This is a genomic window from Flavobacterium piscis (genome assembly GCF_001686925.1).
Taxonomy (GTDB): domain Bacteria; phylum Bacteroidota; class Bacteroidia; order Flavobacteriales; family Flavobacteriaceae; genus Flavobacterium; species Flavobacterium piscis.
Genome location: NZ_LVEN01000008.1, coordinates 98,238 through 115,282, shown reverse-complemented (window position 1 = coordinate 115,282; position 17,045 = coordinate 98,238). Strand labels below are relative to the sequence as shown.

The following is a 17,045-nucleotide window of genomic DNA, read 5'->3' as shown; positions in this document are numbered from 1 at the left end:
TTTGTCGAGCTTCTCGCGGAGATTTCTCCTCCGTCGAAATGACAAACAGCACGTTTGAACTTTACTACCAGAAAAAATATCCCTTAGGGATTAAACTTTTTTAGAGCCAGCTTATGTATTGAATTGTTAGTCTGGCAACTTGTATTAATTATTTTTTGAAATTTGAGCTTTAATATGGAAATAATCAAAATCTACATAACCGCCAATATTTTTAGTTGCGTAGTTGAACAAACCAAATCGATATCCCATAAAATGCGGAGGTGTATAAGGCAGTTTTATTGTTTTTCCGATACTAATCCATTTTTTACCGTCTAAACTGTAAAAAAATTGGCCTTCATCTATTTTGTCTTTAAAATTACATTCAGCCCTTAAATAAATTTTATCCTGAGTTAACGGAATACTTTGTATCTCGGCAGGAATGTCTTTAAGCGCTTCTATCATGACGATTTTCTTCGCATTTTTTTCGGCTTTTACGCCAATTAATCCGTACTCTTTTTGCAATAAAGAAAGTCCTGCAAAGTCACCGTCTTTCATTTTAGAAATCTCAATTACAATAGTTCCGGAACTTTGAGGGCCAAAAGTTCTTTGCGTCAATGTATTTTTTGCCTGAACAAAACTGCTGTCAATTCTTCCGGTTTTCAATCTTAAAAAACCTTTTCTTTCTTTTACAGACCAAAGCGAGTTATCCGGATTATGGTTCCATTGCCAGACTAGAGGCAAATTTGGATCATTCTTTTTTCGATCAAAATCATCGGAGTCTACAATACCGGGAATTACACTTTTGTTTGGAGGCAAATCCAGGTATTCCGGTACTTTATTATTTTGGCCTAAAACTGGCCAGTCGTCTTGCCACTTAACCGGAACGAAATAAGGAATACGCCCGACACCGCCAAAATCCCTGAACAGGTACGAAAACCATTTTCCGTCTGGCGTATCTATCAGTCCGCCTTGTGCTACTCCTAAATCCTGCAATCCTACTTTTCCTTCCCACGGACCTGAAATTTGATCTGCCCTGTGTATGATAACCGTTCGCATGCCGTCTTTGGGCCAGACGATATTAAACAAATAATATTTCCCTTTGATCTTAAAAAGCTGTGAACCTTCAGATTGGAGCATAATATTGTTACCGGCGGGAGCACTTGCATTTTCTATTAAGACTTTTTTTGTTTCTTCTTTTACAGCAGACAAATCTGATTGTAATTCGACGATCTGTAATTTTCCTGCTCCCCAAACCATATACACTTTTCCGTCATCATCAAAAAAGATAGAATGATCGTGATAAGAAGAATTCAAAACGTTTTTTTTCCAAGGGCCTTTTTCTATATCTTTTGTAGAAAAAATATAGGTTTTACCCGTCGTTCCGGAGAAAGTACTCACATAATAAATACCATTATGATAATTTAAACTACTCGCCCACGAACCTCTTCCGTAATCATTTTTTCCATTATCCAGATTTAGTTTATCGTTATCATCTTCTAAGGTTTGATAGGCATAATTGACTATTTTCCAATTGACTAAGTCATTTGATTTCATGATGGGAACGCCCGGATTCATGTGCATGGTCGTGCTGCTCATGTAATAAATATCGTTTACACGAATAATAGACATATCAGGAACATCAGCAAAAATGACCGGATTCTGCGCCTTGTTTTGTGCATAATTACATAAGGTAAAAAGCAAAAAAAGACTAAAAAAAGCATTACTGATTTTTATTTTATCTGGCATCATTTATTTACTCTTTTAAAATTCTGAATTGATGAAACTTCGGACTATTGCTTCCGTCATTAGATTTTATGGTAATGTTTACCACTTCAATCTTTTCAATATTTAATCGGATGGTTTTATTTGCTGTAGAAATAATCGAAACCGGTTTTTCATTGATGAGAATCGTGATATTATCCGTTTTAAAATCGGCTGTGCAAATGATATCCAGATATTTTCCGGATTTGTTTTTATTTAATAACTGATAAGAAATATACGATTTGGTACTTCTCCAGGCTTTTGTATCATCATAACCTGAATCACTTTTTTCGCCTTTATAGCCATGATCTACTTCTGACTGCTGCTCACCGCAATTAATTTTATCAACGGTTTTAGCTTCCAGAGCCAATGCCTGTATTTCCTGTTGTTTTAAAAGTGCATGCTTTTCCTGATATTGTTCTTTGGTATAATTTTGAAAATACATTTGATATCGCGCATCATGAATTTCAAAAAAAGGTTGTAATTCCAACGAATCTAAACGGAAATGCAGGTTTCCCAAATCCTTCATTTTTGCGATATACGCTGCTTTGTCTCCAATTATCGCATATGCCTGATCCAACGGATAATATTTACCGGCTGCTACATGTCCCATTCGGCTGTCATCGGCAAATAATCCGTCTAAATCTTTGTTGGATGTTTTGGCAGCCAATACAATAGGTCCGTTTACAAAAGCACTCCAGTTGGAGCCGTCCGGCAAATTTTCTAAATGTGTCGAAGTTTTAAATGTAACCGAAATTTGATCTCCGGATTTCCATTTTCTTGTAATTGTTACATAACTGGAAGGCTTCGCTTCTATTTTCTGAATTTTTCCATTAATCGAAATTTCAAAATCTTCAGCCCATTCCGGATAGCGGATATTCATTGAAAATGTTTTGCTTTTCTTCAGTTTCAAAACAAGATTTGTGCTGTTTTGATAAGGGAATTTTGTGCTTTGTTCGATGTAAAGATCTTTTTCTTTCCAGTCTAAAACAGACGGAATAAAGAGATTTACAAAAACATCATTTTCTGTATGGCTGTAAATTAATTCTCCATATTTCGAATGATTTTCAAGCCCCGAACCCACACAACACCACATGCTCGTTTCCGGCTGGGAATACACGCGATAATGATTCGGTCTGATGGGAGTAAAATACACAAAACCGCCTTTTTCAGGATGCTGGCTCGAAAGAATGTGATTGTAAAGCGTACGCTCGTAAAAATCAAGATAACTTACCTTGTTTTGGTCTAAAAATAAAGCTTTACTCAAACGTTCCATATTATAGGAATTACACGTTTCCGGCCCCTGATTTGATTTTAACATCCCGCTGAAATCTTCGGTTGGATTAAAATGTTCTGCAAAACTATTTCCTCCAAATGCTACGCTGCGTTTTTGGGTTACATTTTCCCAAAAGAACTGCGCGGCATCTGTCATGTCTTTATTTCCGGAAAGTCTGCCGATTTTCTCAAATCCAATTACTTTTGGAATTTGGGTATTGGCATGCAATCCTGTTAATTTGTCTTCTTTTTTTTCCAGCGGATTTAAGATTGCTAAATGCGAAACTTTTTCGGCAGTTTCCAGGTATTTTTTGTTTTTTGTGATGATATATAAATCGGCAAAAGATTCGTTTATACCGCCGTGTTCTGTTTTTAATATATTTTGAATTTGCTCTTCAGAAAGCGGACGAATTAATTCGATAAACCAATCGCCCAGTTGTATCAAAATCTCTTTTGCTTTTTCATTTCCAGTGTAATGATACGTATCGGTTAAACCGGCAAAAAGTTTATGGATATTGTACAGCGGAACCCAAGTATTATTTAATCCGAAATTGCTTCCGTCGATATCACCGTTATGAATGCGGTCCCAAAAAACTTTTCCCTGCGGAATTCCTCCCACATAACCGTTTCCGTTTTTTTGCTGGCATTTCTCCAGTTCTGAGATCATATAATCCAGTCGGTTTTTAACTTCCCTATTTCCGGTAGAAGCATACATCATCGCTAATGCAGAAAGATAATGTCCGGCAATGTGTCCGTCAAGTCCTATACTCTCCCAATTCCCGTAACGTTCTGCTTTAACGGGTATTCCAGAGGCGATAAGGTAAGGTGCTAAAAGGCGGTCTGGATTGAGTTCTAAAATATATTTCAGATCAACATCCTGAGCATTTTTAAACGGACCTTCTTTTAGCCTTACTTCTTTTAAATCAAACAATTGCATTTGTGCTGTTGCAGAAGATGTGATCCACAATCCGAACAAGCAACAGAAGATTTTATATTTTCTAAAAATATTTTTCATAGTATTATTTAATTAAGAAACTGTAGCTTTTACCTTTTTCAGTCTTTATATCATACAAATAAGTTGTGGCAATATCCAATGGTTTTATAGTCGATTTTTCCGCAATAACTGGCTTTTTGACCTCCACAGTTTGGTAAAAAACATTTGAATTAATTCCCGACGCTATTTTTAAATTTTTATTGTCTTTTTTTCTGATTTCATTTGGCGTTCTTAATCTCAAATTTCCGCCAAGATTGGACTGAATTGTTACAGCAATTAATTTTCCGTTTTTCCATTTCACGTTCTTGATTTCAAAACCTCCATGCGCTTTTAGTCCTGAAATTTCGCCATATTCTTTTAAGGCATCCGGCAAAGCGGGAAGCAGATGAATTGCATCATCGGAACTTTGCATCAACATTTCGGTTATTCCGGAGGTACATCCAAAATTGCCATCAATTTGAAAAGGCGGATGTGCATCAAAAAGATTGTTGTAAGTTCCTCCTCCTTCTTTGTTTACACCAAGCGGTGTGAGCTGACTCTGAATCAGGCTGTAAGCGTGGTTGCCGTCCTGCATTTTTGCCCACCAGTTCACCTTCCAGCCCATGCTCCAGCCTGTAGAAATATCGCCTCTTTGAAGCAACGTATTCTTTGCGGCCGCAAAAAGCTCGGGCGTTTTATAAGCAGAAATCTGATTAGAAGGATATAAACCATATAAATGCGAAATATGACGGTGATTGTCTTTGGGATCATCCACATCATCCAGCCATTCCTGAAGCTGATTGTATTGGCCAATTTGCATAGGCGGCAGCATATTTCTTAATACTTTTAAACTGTCTGCATATTGCTTGTTTTTCCCCAATACTTCTGATGCTTTTATAACCGAAGTAAAAACATCAAATACAATTTGATTGTCCATCGTTGAGCCCGCCGTTACTGCAGAACCCTGATGTGCGGCCGGAGCATTTTCAGGTGAATTTCCGGGTGCCACGACCAGCCAGCCACTTGTTGGATCTTTTACTAAAAAATCAGCATAAAAATCAGCAGCTCCTTTTAATGTTTCATATACCGATTCCAGATATTTTTTATCACCCGTATACAAATAATGCTCCCATAAATGCTGACTCAGCCAGCCGCCGCCTGCATTCCATACTCCCCAGGTGGCGCCGTCAACGGCTCCGTTAATTCTCCAAATATCGGTATTGTGATGCGCCATCCAACCGCGGGCACCGTACATTACTTTGGCTGTTTCTTTTCCGGTTTGTGCTAATTCCTGAATCATTTTTAAAAGCGGCTCATGCATTTCAGATAAATTCGTTTTTTCGGCCGGCCAGTAATTCATCTCGGTATTAATGTTGATCGTATATTTACTATCCCAGGCCGGTGTCATACTTTTGTTCCAAATACCCTGAAGATTGGCCGCCTGACCTCTTGGCTGGGAGGAAGAAATCAATAAATAACGTCCGTATTGATAATACAAGGTCACAAAAGAAGGATCTGAAACCTTTCTGAAATTGGCCAGTCTTTCGTCTGTCGGTAATTTTGAGGCTATTGTAGTTCCCAAATCAAGCTGAACTCTTTTAAAATATTTTTGATAAAAAGCGATGTGCGCTTCCTTCATTTTATCATAAGACTTATCAAAAGCCTTATTCAGAAAAGATGTTGCGAGTTCGTTTTCATTGCCGCTGATATCATTATAATTTTTAAAATTGGTGGCAATCGAAACATAAATCAAAACAGAATCGGCATCTTCTATTTGTACAGAATTGCCAGCTGATTTTATATTTCCACCCTGAACTTTAAATTTTGCTATGGCTTTAAATTTTACTTTTCCTTCTACTCCTTCGTGATCGCTTGTGGTGCCCGAAAGTAAAAGTTCATTATTGCCGCTAACGATTATTTCCTTTTTTTTATGTTCCGAAGAAAAAGCTGCTGAAAATGAAACCTTCCCGGGTTTATCGGCCGAAAGTTTAATCACCAAAACGCGATCCGGAAAAGAGGTAAATGCTTCTCTGGTATACGTAATGCCATTTACTTTATAAGTAGTTTTTGCGACGGCTTTTTCAATATCCAGTTCCCTATAATAATCTGTAAAATCTTGCTGATTTAAAAAACTCAATTCTAAATTCCCCACAGGCTGAAAAATTTGCCCATGCGATTTTTTAGTAATGATATTTTCGTTTATTAGCTTTTCGGCTTTTTTGTATTCCTTTCCAAATAGAAGTTTTCTTATTTCACTCAAAGATTCTTTTGCATTCGGATTGTCATTTCGATTCGGGCTTCCGCTCCAGACAGTTGCTTCATTCAATTGAAAAACTTCTTTCTCAACATTTCCATAAACCATAGCTCCCTGAAAACCATTGCCAATGGGCAGGGCATTTTCCCAAACGGCTCCTGCACTACTTTTATACCAAAGCTTTAAATCATCTGTCTGCTGAGCAGATAATGAAACTCCGAAAAACAGCAATATGGGAATTAAATATATTTTCATAAATAATGGGTTCGTATGATTTCAAATGCTATAAAAAACGCTGTTATTATTAAATTTTACTCTGCAATCCTGTCACTTTCCGGCGGCCCCAAATACGAAGGTTTTAATCCTCCGGTATTGATTACAATTTTCTCCAGCACAATTCCCGGATCTAAAACACGAAAACGCAACACATGTTTTCCGGGTTTTAAAATGGTATGTTTAGTACTCGAATGAATCAGATGCTCGGCCTGCCATTTTCCTAATTCGCCACGGTACTGTCCGTTAAAATTTATGGTTTGCGGTTTTTCTTCATCAAAAGAAACTTCATAACGAAGGCCTTTGTTACTGTTAAAATTAAGCGTTGGAGCCAAAAGCAATTCTACATTACATTGTCCGGTTGAAGCAAAATCAATTTCATATTCAACAAAAATATTCTCGTTTTGAGCTGGATACTTATTTTGTGGAAATGTCGTGATCCCGCTTTTTGTTTTTCCAAAATCAGGAATCACTTCCCAGTGAATTGTATTGGAATTATTTACTTTAGAAAAATGTGCTGCTTCAATGGAAACATAACCGTCCTTTTCTGCGAATACTTTTCTTTTAATCTGATCTTTTTCAGAAACATAACTAACTTCCGGCAAAATGTTTTTCGGTGTATCATGCCAAGCCTTATATCCAATTCTCATCTGATCCATAATATGCGTCCATTTTCCGGATGAAATTTCATTGTTATATTTATTTTGAAGAACAGAATCCCTTTCAAAATTTCTTTTTACCTGATCTGCAAAAGCATTGGCTAAACTATTTTTTTCCAAAGCCAGTTTTCTGTTATTCGCCTGTGCAAAATACATTTCATAAAGATTACTGCAGGCATCTATTGGATATAAAACCAACTGAAAATAAGCATCCTGATATTCCTTTGGAATCTCATTGTAAATTCGATAGGCATCAAGTGCCAAATTTTTATACTCATTGACAACCGTTTCAAATTCATTGTAGTTTTCCAGACTGTAGGTATTGCTGTCAAGCATTTCGGGTGTAACTCTTCGGTTGAATTTTGGATACGTATTTAATAATCTTGCGATTTCTTTGGCATGTTTTGTTCCGAATTGATCAGCTGCCCATTTCTCTGTAAATTCAAAAAGATTCTGAGAATTAAACTTCTTTGGATTCCAAGCCATATCTAAAAAGAAACTGATCGGAAATTCCATTGGTTTTAAATCTCCAACATTTACAATCCAGACTTTATCAACGCCATGTTCGTAGCTTAAATTCATTTGTTCCCAAACTCTTTGTATCGGACTAATATTGATCCATTTTGAATTTCTTGGGCCTCCTACATAATCAAAATGATAATACATGCCGTAACCGCCTTTGTGCAATGGTTTTGTCACGTCAGGAAGCTTGCGCACATTTCCCCAATTGTCATCGCAGAAAAGCAAAATAACATCATCCGGAACACGCATTCCCTGATCATAATAATCCTGAACTTCTTTATACAAAGCCCAAACCTGAGGTGTTTTTTCAGGCTTTTTTTTCGTTACATCAGCAATAATTTTACGCTGTTCTTTTACAATATTTTCCAGCAAAGCGATGTTGGTTCCTTCGCTCATGGCTTCGTCACCGTCTCCGCGCATTCCAATAGTAACTAGCTTTTCCCAATTTTTACTGCGTTCTATTCCGCCTTTCCAGAATTCATCAAGAACGGTTTTATTTTTAGCGTAGTCCCAAACATTCGGCAGGCTATTTTTTTTAATATATCGGCGCCAGTCGGTTTGTGCCAAAGCCATTGGTTCGTGGTGCGATGTTCCGATAACAATTCCCATTTCATTCGCTAAAGGTCCGCTGGCAGAATCATCATCATAAAATGCGTTTCCCCACATGGCCGGCCAGATATAATTGGCTTTTAGGCGAAGCAGTAATTCAAAAACTTTCTCATAAAACTTGCTGTTAAATCCGCCAAATGTTGCTTTCGACCAGCCACTTAAGGCAGGTGCTTCATCATTGATAAAAATCCCTCTGTATTTTACCGCAGGTTCTCCATCGCTATAAATTCCTTTTATAAAGTAAAGATTCTCTTTTTTCTCAACAGGCACATCAGCCCAGTAATACCAAGGGGACACGCCAATTTGTTTCGATAATTCGTAAATGCCGTAAATCGTTCCGCGTTTGTCACTTCCGGCAATTATGATCGCTTCTTCAACTCCTTTAAATGGATTTTTAATATTCTGAATACTAAACTTTTCATTTTTACCCTTAAGCTGTTTTCCATCAATTTTTTTTGCTTTAACTAAATCATCAATAACTGAATTGGTTCCAATTGTTCCGATAATAATTAGTGGAGATGATGAGTTTGGTTTCTGATTTAAGATTACTGGTTTTTCTCCCGTAACTTTTTCAAAATCAGTTTGTAAATTATTGATTGCACGTAAAATACCCTCATCTGTTCCGTCACTGACAAGAAAGGATAAGGGTGAAGATTTCTCTTTCAGTACAATAACATTGGCGCTTTTTTGAGTTGTAATAAACGACTGCGCTTTTAAAAAAGTACAACTAAAAACGATAAGAAATGTGAGGATATATTTTGAAAATGTATTCATGAACTTTATTATTATGCAATTCAATTACTATTTTAAAATCTTTATTTCTGCTGAAATAATAACGGTGTAAACATAAACAAATCATGTCTCCAGACTGGCCATGTATGGCCGCCCGGATATTCGCTGTATTTATATTTGACTCCGATCTGGTCGAACTTTTTGATCATTATTTTGCAATTTTCATAAGCGATATCTTCTTTGCCGCCCATAGAAATCCAAAATTCTTTGATGTTCGCATTAATCGTTCCGGCATTATTTTTCATAAACTCGTATTGCGGATCTGATAAAGTCGTATTGTTGGCCCACCAGCCTGAACTGAATACACCTATATAAGAAAACAAGTCAGAATTTTTAACGCCCGCATAAAGTGTTTGCAAACCGCCCATTGATAATCCGGCTAAAGCCCTGTTTTTAGCATCTTTTGCAACTTTAAAATTGCTTTCGACAAAAGGAATTGCTCCGGTTTTTAATTCATTTTCAAAAGCTTTCAATGCATTTTCATTAAAACCTGCCACGCCGCCTGTGTTTCCTATATTGCCGTCGAGCATTGCGATGACCATTGGTTTTGCTTTATTTTCGGCAATTAAATTGTCTAATATTAAATTTGCTTTTCCCTGAGTTGCCCAGCCTGTTTGGTCTTCACCTCCGCCGTGCATAAGATATAAAACCGGATATTTTTCTGTAGCATTTTCATAGCCCGGCGGTGTATAAATATACATTTCGCGCCATGAATTACTTGCTTTTGAAAAGTATTTTTTGATTCTAATATCGCCATGCGGAACGTCTCTTAAAGCATAAAAATCACCTTCCTTATTTGGAATTTCTATACCACTTGCCATACGTCCCATTCCGTAAAATGTCTGACTTGACGGATCTGCGACAGCTACGCCATCAATCAACAGGGAATAATAATTAAATCCTTTGTTGATTACCGCTGTAGTTACTGTCCAATAGCCATCAGAATCTCTGGTCATATCGTATTTTTTGCCCAGATCGATTTGTACTTTTGAAGCTTCAGGAGCGTTAACCTTAAAAATTACTCTGTTATCCGGTAATATTTGTGGATATTTTGCAGTACGAATATTGGTTTGCGCCGGATTTCCTAAAATGGTATAAGCTGCAAAATTGTTTTGATCAACAGGTTTAAATAAGAATTGTGAAAACATATATAATCCGTTTTTCCAGACTTTAAAATCATGAACTCCAGGCTCGATATAATAAATGTGCGGTACATCATTTTTATATAAATAATCGTGTGTTCGTTTACTGTTTTCGATAAGCCAGTCGTTATCTCCGCAGGAAATCCAAAGCAGTTTTAATTTCTTTTTTGCTTCTTCGGGATTGGGAAGTAATTCCTTGGGCATTTTAGTATTTGGAGCTGCTGAAAAAGCGCCAACCCAGGCAAATTTATCTAAATTCCCTAATCCAAAATTTAAAGATTGTCCGCCTCCCATTGATAATCCGGCGATGGCGCGGTGTTCTCTGTCTTTCAAAACCGGGTATTTTTTTTCGATAAACGGAATCAGGTCGTTTAATAAATCTTTTTCGAAAACAGCAAAAGCCTGAACTTTATCGGGTGCCATGATGTTACCGGTTGCGCTGTCATCTTTCATTGCCCTGCCGTTTGGCATGACCACAATCATGGGTTCAATTTTTCCTTCTGCAAAAAGATTGTCTAATATAATTTGCGGATTTCCGCCGTTCAACCATTCTTTTTCATCGCCTCCTATTCCATGTAAAAGATACAAAACAGGATATTTTTTCTTTTTATTGAATCCAGGAGGCGTATAAACGGTTGCTTTTCTTGTTGATCCAACCGTTTTAGATTCATAAGTAATCGTTTCTATTTTTCCTGCCGGAATACTGGCATTTAACACATCAAAACCAAGAGGCGCCTGCACTATAAAAGGAGATTTTCCATCAGCCAATTTATATCCCAATAACGAAAGCATTTTATCGGCATAACGTCTTCCTAAATCTCTGTAACCTGCTGCATTAAAATGCAAAAAGTCAGGTTCTGCCGTACATCCTTTAGATGAAATAACATACGAATTGGGAATCGTTTTGGGCAATGTCGCAATAATTTTATTCATACTGCCACATTTACCGTTCTGGTCTTCGTTTACGGTTTCCCCCGAAAGCAAAGGCACTTTTTTTGGATCCAGATTTAAATCTTTTATCAAATTATCATAAACGATTTTTACTTTTTTCGGCCAAAGTGTATCACCTGTATTCGATTCTCCCTGATGTAATAAAATGCCTTTAATTACTCCTTTTTTCTGCGCTATTTTTGCCAGTTCTACCAATCTTGCATACGGATTTCCGTCGTATTCTTTTAGAATGCCTTTCATCCAGTCTGGCGCTGTTGCTACATATTCTGCTGTTTTATCTTTATCGAAAAGTTCAATTTTACAGCCTCCAACGGCTACATTGATTACGCCCACTTTTATGTTTTTAGGGAGATTGGCTACCAGATTTCTTCCAAAATAATCCACTGGTGTTAGTCCGGTGCTGCAACGGCACAATGGCGGTATGGCAGTATACCAATTTCCTTTTTCACGTTTTAATTCAGGACAATTGACTGCCTGTAAAACCTGAAACCTATCATCGACACCCACTTTGTCCTGCGGTTCTATTTTGGCATATCCTTCCATATTCGACTGGCCAAAACTCAGATATACATGAAAATTAGGATCTTGAGAATACCCTTTTTGTGCTATTGAAAAAAGAATTATAAATGCGAAAAACCTAAGTATTGATTTCATTGTTGATTTGTTTTTATTATCAAAAAATCATTTTAATCGAATTCAAAATATGCAAGCTGTTATTTAAATAAATTGAGATCTACTGTTTCTCCCATCTTCAGATAACCCGCTTCGTTTGGATGCAAAAAATCGCCGTCGTGCAGGTTGGATAAAATTGTTTTTGAACCTTCTTCTGCAACCATTGCTTTATCAAAGTCAATTACAGCATCAAAAGCTTTACTATTTCTGATCCAGGCATTTACAATATCGCGGGCTTCTTGTTTGTGAGGAGCATCATAAAATGATTTGGCAAATGGCAAAATGGTACAGCCGTACACTTTTATTCCTTTTGAATGTGCTTTTTGTATCATCACTTTATAAGCTTCAATAAGTTCCTGCGCTTTTACTGGTACATCTTCGGGATTTTTAATTCCGCCAATATCGTTGATTCCTTCCAGAATTACGAGCCATTTTGTGCCTTTTTGAGATAATACATCTCTTTCAAAACGATCCAGGGCTGTTGGCCCTAATCCGCCTTTAACGACACAATTCCCACCAATTCCCAAGTTCAAAACGCCTATTTTTTCTGTTTTTTTATTGGCAGATAATCGTGCAGATAAAATATCTGTCCAGCGATTTTGTTTATTGGTTCCGGAACCTCGACCGTCTGTAATGGAATTTCCCAAACAAACAATATTCGCAGCCGATTGATCCGCTGTAACATCCAATCCCATAATTGAATACCAGTGATCTGTTTTTATGGCGCCATCAAAAGCTGCGTTTTGAATCTGATTTCCTTCAAGAATGTACGAAGTGGTTCGTGAACCGGGATGTCCGGATGTTTTTTGCGAAGTATTTCCGTAATGAATGGTAATCGCCAAAAGCTGTCCGGGCTGTAATTCAAAATCAAAAGTATCTGAAAAAACATCCTGTTCGGGATTTATGGTGATATCAGATTTCCCGTTAAAACGAAGCTCTTTTTGGGTTTTAGAATCTATACCAGGCGCATTGACAACATTAGCAACACTAACCGATTTTAAAACCGTTGGCTGATCGCTGAAAATATTAGAAAAGCGCAATCTCATACGTTTTCCGCCAATGGAAACCCTGATGATTTGTCGAAGTGTATTTTCTGAAAGTCCCGGAGCAGGTGGCATATTGTTGGGTTCAACCAGCATTTGCGCGCAAGCCCAGGTTCCTACCCAATTCTCGTTTTTGGTTTTGCTTTGCGCCATCACAGATGACTGATTGGACTGACAACCCAAAACCAAAAAGAAGAGCTGCAAAAACAAAAATACTTTTAAATGTGCTTTTTTCATATTTTATTTTTTATTGCGGCTGTGTATTATTTGCAGCCGTTGCGTACAATCCTATCAATGCTCCAGTAAAACCTCCTGCCACATTTGTGGATAGAATATCGCCTGAAACTGGTTCTCCTAAATTTTTAAAATCAGTACTATTTAGCGCATAACTAAATTCGTAACTGTCTCCGGTTGCTTTTACTTGTAATCGTATATTTTTTTTGATATCAATTTTGGCGCTTGCCATTATTTTAGATTGTCCGTTTTCTGTTCTTTCTAATAAAATATAAGTGTCTTTTCCTTTTTTTGTGATTCCAAAAACATAATTAAAATGCTCGTTTTGCAGGCATGTGATTCCTGCCAGATCTTTTTCAGATGCCGGTTTGTATTCTATTGTTGTGGCAAAGGAGAAGGTGTTGTGCATTTGTCGGTAAAAAAGTGTCGACGTAGGTTTCAGTTCTTTTATATTGACTTCGAAAGGATTAATCTGAAGTCCTCTTTTCGTTACTGCAATAAAATTTTCACGCGGGCCTCGAAGTCCGATCCATCGGTAATCTAATTTATCAGAAGTAAAATTTTCGGTAAACGTAAAATTTCCATTTGGGAAGAATCCGTCTTTACCTGTTTTGTTTTCGGTAACACCTTTTGGCATTTTAATTTTTGGTTCTAAAGGCACTAATCCGTTTTCAAAAACCGGAAAAGTTCCAGACCAGTCTACCGGAAGCATAAAAGTTTCGCGTCCTGTATTTACTCTGTCTTTATCATTCGGGCGAACGCCTAAAAATACGCTGTAATATTTATTATCAGGTCCAAGGACTAAATCGGCATGTCCGGCCCAGTCTACTTTGTCTTTTCTGTTTTGCGGAAAATATCTTTGGGTAAGAATCGGGTTGTTTGATGCGGGTTTAAAAGGCCCTTTTGGACTGTCACTGATAAAAATAACCTCACTATGATTTCCGCCAGTACCTCCTTCGGCACACATTAAATAATAATGACCGTCTTTTTTATACAAGTGAGGCGCTTCTATCCAGATTGGTTTTTTCGAAAGATCTACTCCTCCATCTACAATAATTTTATCCGTTCCCGGAATCACCTGATCTTTTTGCAAATCATATTCCCAAACTTTAATAACACGATGACCTTCATATAATTGCTTTCCTTTATCGGGAGCATCATTATGAACGATGTATCCTTTTCCGTTATCATCAAAAAATATACAAGGATCAATTCCGTCAAAACCTAATTTTATTGGGCTTCCCCAGCCTTTCATCGGGTCTTTTGTTTTTACTATAATATTCCCCAATCCTCCTGAAAAGGCGGTTACAATCATATAGAAAGTATCATTATGCGGATTATACGTTATTCCCGGTGCATATACGCCCTGGCTTATACTGGTATCGTGCGGATTAAATTCGGAGACTTTATTTAATACGCCTCCAAGGTCTGTCCAATTTACTAAATCTTTAGAATGAAAAATGGGCACGCCTGGAAACATAGCAAATGAAGAACACACCATAAAATAATCATCACCTTTTCTGGTAATTGCCGGATCCGGATAACATCCTTGTAAAACCGGAGAATAAAATTCATCTGGTTTTAGTGGGTTATTTTTATAAATATTGTCATTTCCCTGATACACAACATTAGAAAACACAGGAGGTTTTTTACTTTGTTTTTTTATTAGGGTATCACCAGCTGCTATTGCTTTAAAACTAAAAAGAAACAGTAACGATAGTAAGAAATTTATTTTTGAAAGCTTCATTTTGTGATTGTTCGTTTATGATTAGTAACTCTTAAAAAAAAGATAGCTTCTATTTAAGAGACTTGTATATTGTAACTTAATTCATAATTTAAAAGCCGAGGGAATTATCCCCCGGCTTCTTACTAAAGCAAATTACACTACCAACTTAAAGGGCTATTCTGTAAAATTAACACTTTTATTACGGTAAAACTTACTTTTAGTATTAATATTAATAGCCTGGATTTTGATAAGCTGTCTTATCAGCTTGTGACATTTCCATTCCATCTATCTGGCCTTGCGGTATTGGGCGCAAGTAATGATGCGGTTCTATAGTTCTTGTAACAACCTGCGGTGTATGATCTCCTATATTTGGCCCGCCAATTGAATATTTACCGGCAAGTTCATTCCATTTTTGCGTTCTCACCAGGTCATACCAACGGTAACCCTCACCGAAATATTCACGGGAACGTTCTGCTAAAATATAATTAATATCAATTACAGCAGGGGTTGTGCTTGTCAGCAAAGCACTATTATCTGCACTCTTTGCAACATTTCCATTATTATCCCAACGCCATTTACCTGCACGCGCTCTAATGACATTTATAAGATCTCTGGCGCTCATAGAACCAGTTGCCCCTTTTACCGCAGCTTCTGCAGCAACAAAATAAAGCTCTGAAAATTTCGCGATAGGAAATGGTCTTGTACTACCTGCGTTAGGCTGTCCCAATCCTCCGGCATTATCTGTACGATATGGTCCTAATTTCCATAAACCTGGATATACCCTTCTGCTTATTCCCAATGGAGAAATTACATAATCAGCTCTTCCGGGTAAAACTCCGGCGCCAATATTGCTGCCGCCGCCTCCAGTGTAATTGATAGCCGTTGCAGGCTCGCTGTTTAGGAAAGTTAAAATAGCATCCCCTGGTTTTACAGGTAATGAATTGGCATTGTAAAGCGTAGCGATATCCGTTAATCCTGTTCCAATTAAATTCCAGTTTCCACGATAAACTGTAGCAAAAGTTCCGTCATATCTTGAATCATTTGTTTTATCTGCAAATGTATTTGTAAAAATTTCAATTGGCGGCGCCATTCTTGTCCATGGGCGACCCAGGAATTGATCTGCGGCTCTCTGCACAGCAGAAACTGCAGCTCCTGCCGCATTTTTACTTCTAAGAGCGGTATAATCCCATGTTCCCATCCATCCGGCAAAATTATCTGGTGAACCTCCGCTGCCATATGTAAGACTTGCGCCATTGTAGTATTCACTTGCCTGAGTATGGTCTGCATAAAGCATCATCTCTTTATTACGGTCATTAGATCCTAAATTCACATCATAATAATAAGGCAGTAAACCGTAAGATCCGGGATTATTAATACCATCAAGAGCGATATTATATGCCTGCTGAAAATACCATTGTGCATTATGTCCGTCAGGATCTGTTCTTGGAGCTTCAGGATAAGTTGGAATATTGTTTGGGTTTTCTAACCACCAGCCATAAGTAAGATAAGCTTTTGCTAATATCAAACGTGCCAAAGTCTTAGTTGCTGTACCAGTTAATCTTGGCGCATCTGGTAATTCATTTACCGCTGCAGTAAGATCCGGAAAGATCGCTTTAGTATACACCTCAGGCACTGTATTTCGCTTTGAAGACCTGGATGGGTTAATGTTAAATTTTAGTTCTCCGCCTCCTAAATCTAAAGGTACTCCTCCAAAATTCTGTACTAATAAAAAGTAATCAAAAGCCCTGAAGAATTTAGATTCAGCAATTAGTTTGCTTGCTACTCCAACCGCTGCACCATTTTCAATAATTCCGCTGGCAGTATTAATATCATTATAGGAATTATTCCATACCACATCGGCTCTGCTGGAAGTAGGATTAATAGCCCCTACTCCAGATAAATCATGATCTTTAAAGTTACCATCTGCCAATTGTCCGTAAGTATATTCATCTGTACCTGTTTGAGTAGAATTGTAATAATATGCCTGTCCGTAAATCCATCGTAAGTGAGCATAATGTGAGGTCAATCCCTGAATTACACCACTTTCAGTTTTAAAATAACCCGGTTCATAAAAATCATGTGGTTTTTCTTCTAAAATATCAGAGCAGCCTGCAAAGGAGAACAAAACTACTGATCCTATAATTAAGTTTTTAAAAATATATCGTTTCATAGTTCTTCTT

Annotated in this window: 8 protein-coding genes; all 8 read right to left on the bottom strand. The window is 37.4% G+C overall.

What is annotated here, in order from left to right; translation table 11 throughout:
• Positions 1-144 precede the first annotated feature (144 nt).
• Positions 145-1,728 carry a glycoside hydrolase family 43 protein gene (locus tag FLP_RS05235; RefSeq protein ID WP_065448469.1) on the bottom strand — a complete coding sequence of 528 codons (1,584 nt, stop codon included), beginning with the start codon at positions 1,726-1,728 and terminating at the stop codon, positions 145-147.
• Between the two features lie 4 nt (positions 1,729-1,732).
• A complete protein-coding gene (locus FLP_RS05230) occupies positions 1,733-4,030 on the bottom strand; it encodes a glycoside hydrolase family 127 protein (protein ID WP_065448468.1) in 2,298 nt (765 codons plus the stop codon).
• Between the two features lie 4 nt (positions 4,031-4,034).
• Entirely contained in the window at positions 4,035-6,497 is a 2,463-nt protein-coding gene (locus FLP_RS05225) for a glycoside hydrolase family 95 protein (protein ID WP_065448467.1), read from the bottom strand.
• A 56-nt stretch (positions 6,498-6,553) separates the two neighbouring features.
• Positions 6,554-9,079: a glycosyl hydrolase 115 family protein gene (locus tag FLP_RS05220; protein WP_065448466.1), complete on the bottom strand. Its 2,526-nt coding sequence runs from the start codon at positions 9,077-9,079 to the stop codon at positions 6,554-6,556.
• A gap of 41 nt (positions 9,080-9,120) precedes the next feature.
• Positions 9,121-11,844, bottom strand: a complete 2,724-nt coding sequence (locus FLP_RS05215; RefSeq protein ID WP_083195796.1) for an alpha/beta hydrolase-fold protein — start codon at positions 11,842-11,844, stop codon at positions 9,121-9,123.
• Positions 11,845-11,903: 59 nt separating this feature from the next.
• Positions 11,904-13,142 carry an SGNH/GDSL hydrolase family protein gene (locus tag FLP_RS05210; RefSeq protein WP_065448465.1) on the bottom strand — a complete coding sequence of 413 codons (1,239 nt, stop codon included), beginning with the start codon at positions 13,140-13,142 and terminating at the stop codon, positions 11,904-11,906.
• A 10-nt stretch (positions 13,143-13,152) separates the two neighbouring features.
• Positions 13,153-14,886, bottom strand: a complete 1,734-nt coding sequence (locus FLP_RS05205; protein WP_065448464.1) for a glycoside hydrolase family 43 protein — start codon at positions 14,884-14,886, stop codon at positions 13,153-13,155.
• Positions 14,887-15,094: 208 nt separating this feature from the next.
• On the bottom strand, positions 15,095-17,035 hold the full coding sequence (locus tag FLP_RS05200; RefSeq protein WP_065448463.1) for a RagB/SusD family nutrient uptake outer membrane protein: 1,941 nt from the start codon (positions 17,033-17,035) through the stop codon (positions 15,095-15,097).
• Between the last annotated feature and the right edge of the window lie 10 nt (positions 17,036-17,045).

Coding starts and splice junctions, on each gene's coding strand:
- FLP_RS05235 (WP_065448469.1), bottom strand. CDS start 1,728: ATGATGCCAGATAAAATAAAAATCAGTAATGCTTTTTTTAGTCTTTTT.
- FLP_RS05230 (WP_065448468.1), bottom strand. CDS start 4,030: ATGAAAAATATTTTTAGAAAATATAAAATCTTCTGTTGCTTGTTCGGA.
- FLP_RS05225 (WP_065448467.1), bottom strand. CDS start 6,497: ATGAAAATATATTTAATTCCCATATTGCTGTTTTTCGGAGTTTCATTA.
- FLP_RS05220 (WP_065448466.1), bottom strand. CDS start 9,079: ATGAATACATTTTCAAAATATATCCTCACATTTCTTATCGTTTTTAGT.
- FLP_RS05215 (WP_083195796.1), bottom strand. CDS start 11,844: ATGAAATCAATACTTAGGTTTTTCGCATTTATAATTCTTTTTTCAATA.
- FLP_RS05210 (WP_065448465.1), bottom strand. CDS start 13,142: ATGAAAAAAGCACATTTAAAAGTATTTTTGTTTTTGCAGCTCTTCTTT.
- FLP_RS05205 (WP_065448464.1), bottom strand. CDS start 14,886: ATGAAGCTTTCAAAAATAAATTTCTTACTATCGTTACTGTTTCTTTTT.
- FLP_RS05200 (WP_065448463.1), bottom strand. CDS start 17,035: ATGAAACGATATATTTTTAAAAACTTAATTATAGGATCAGTAGTTTTG.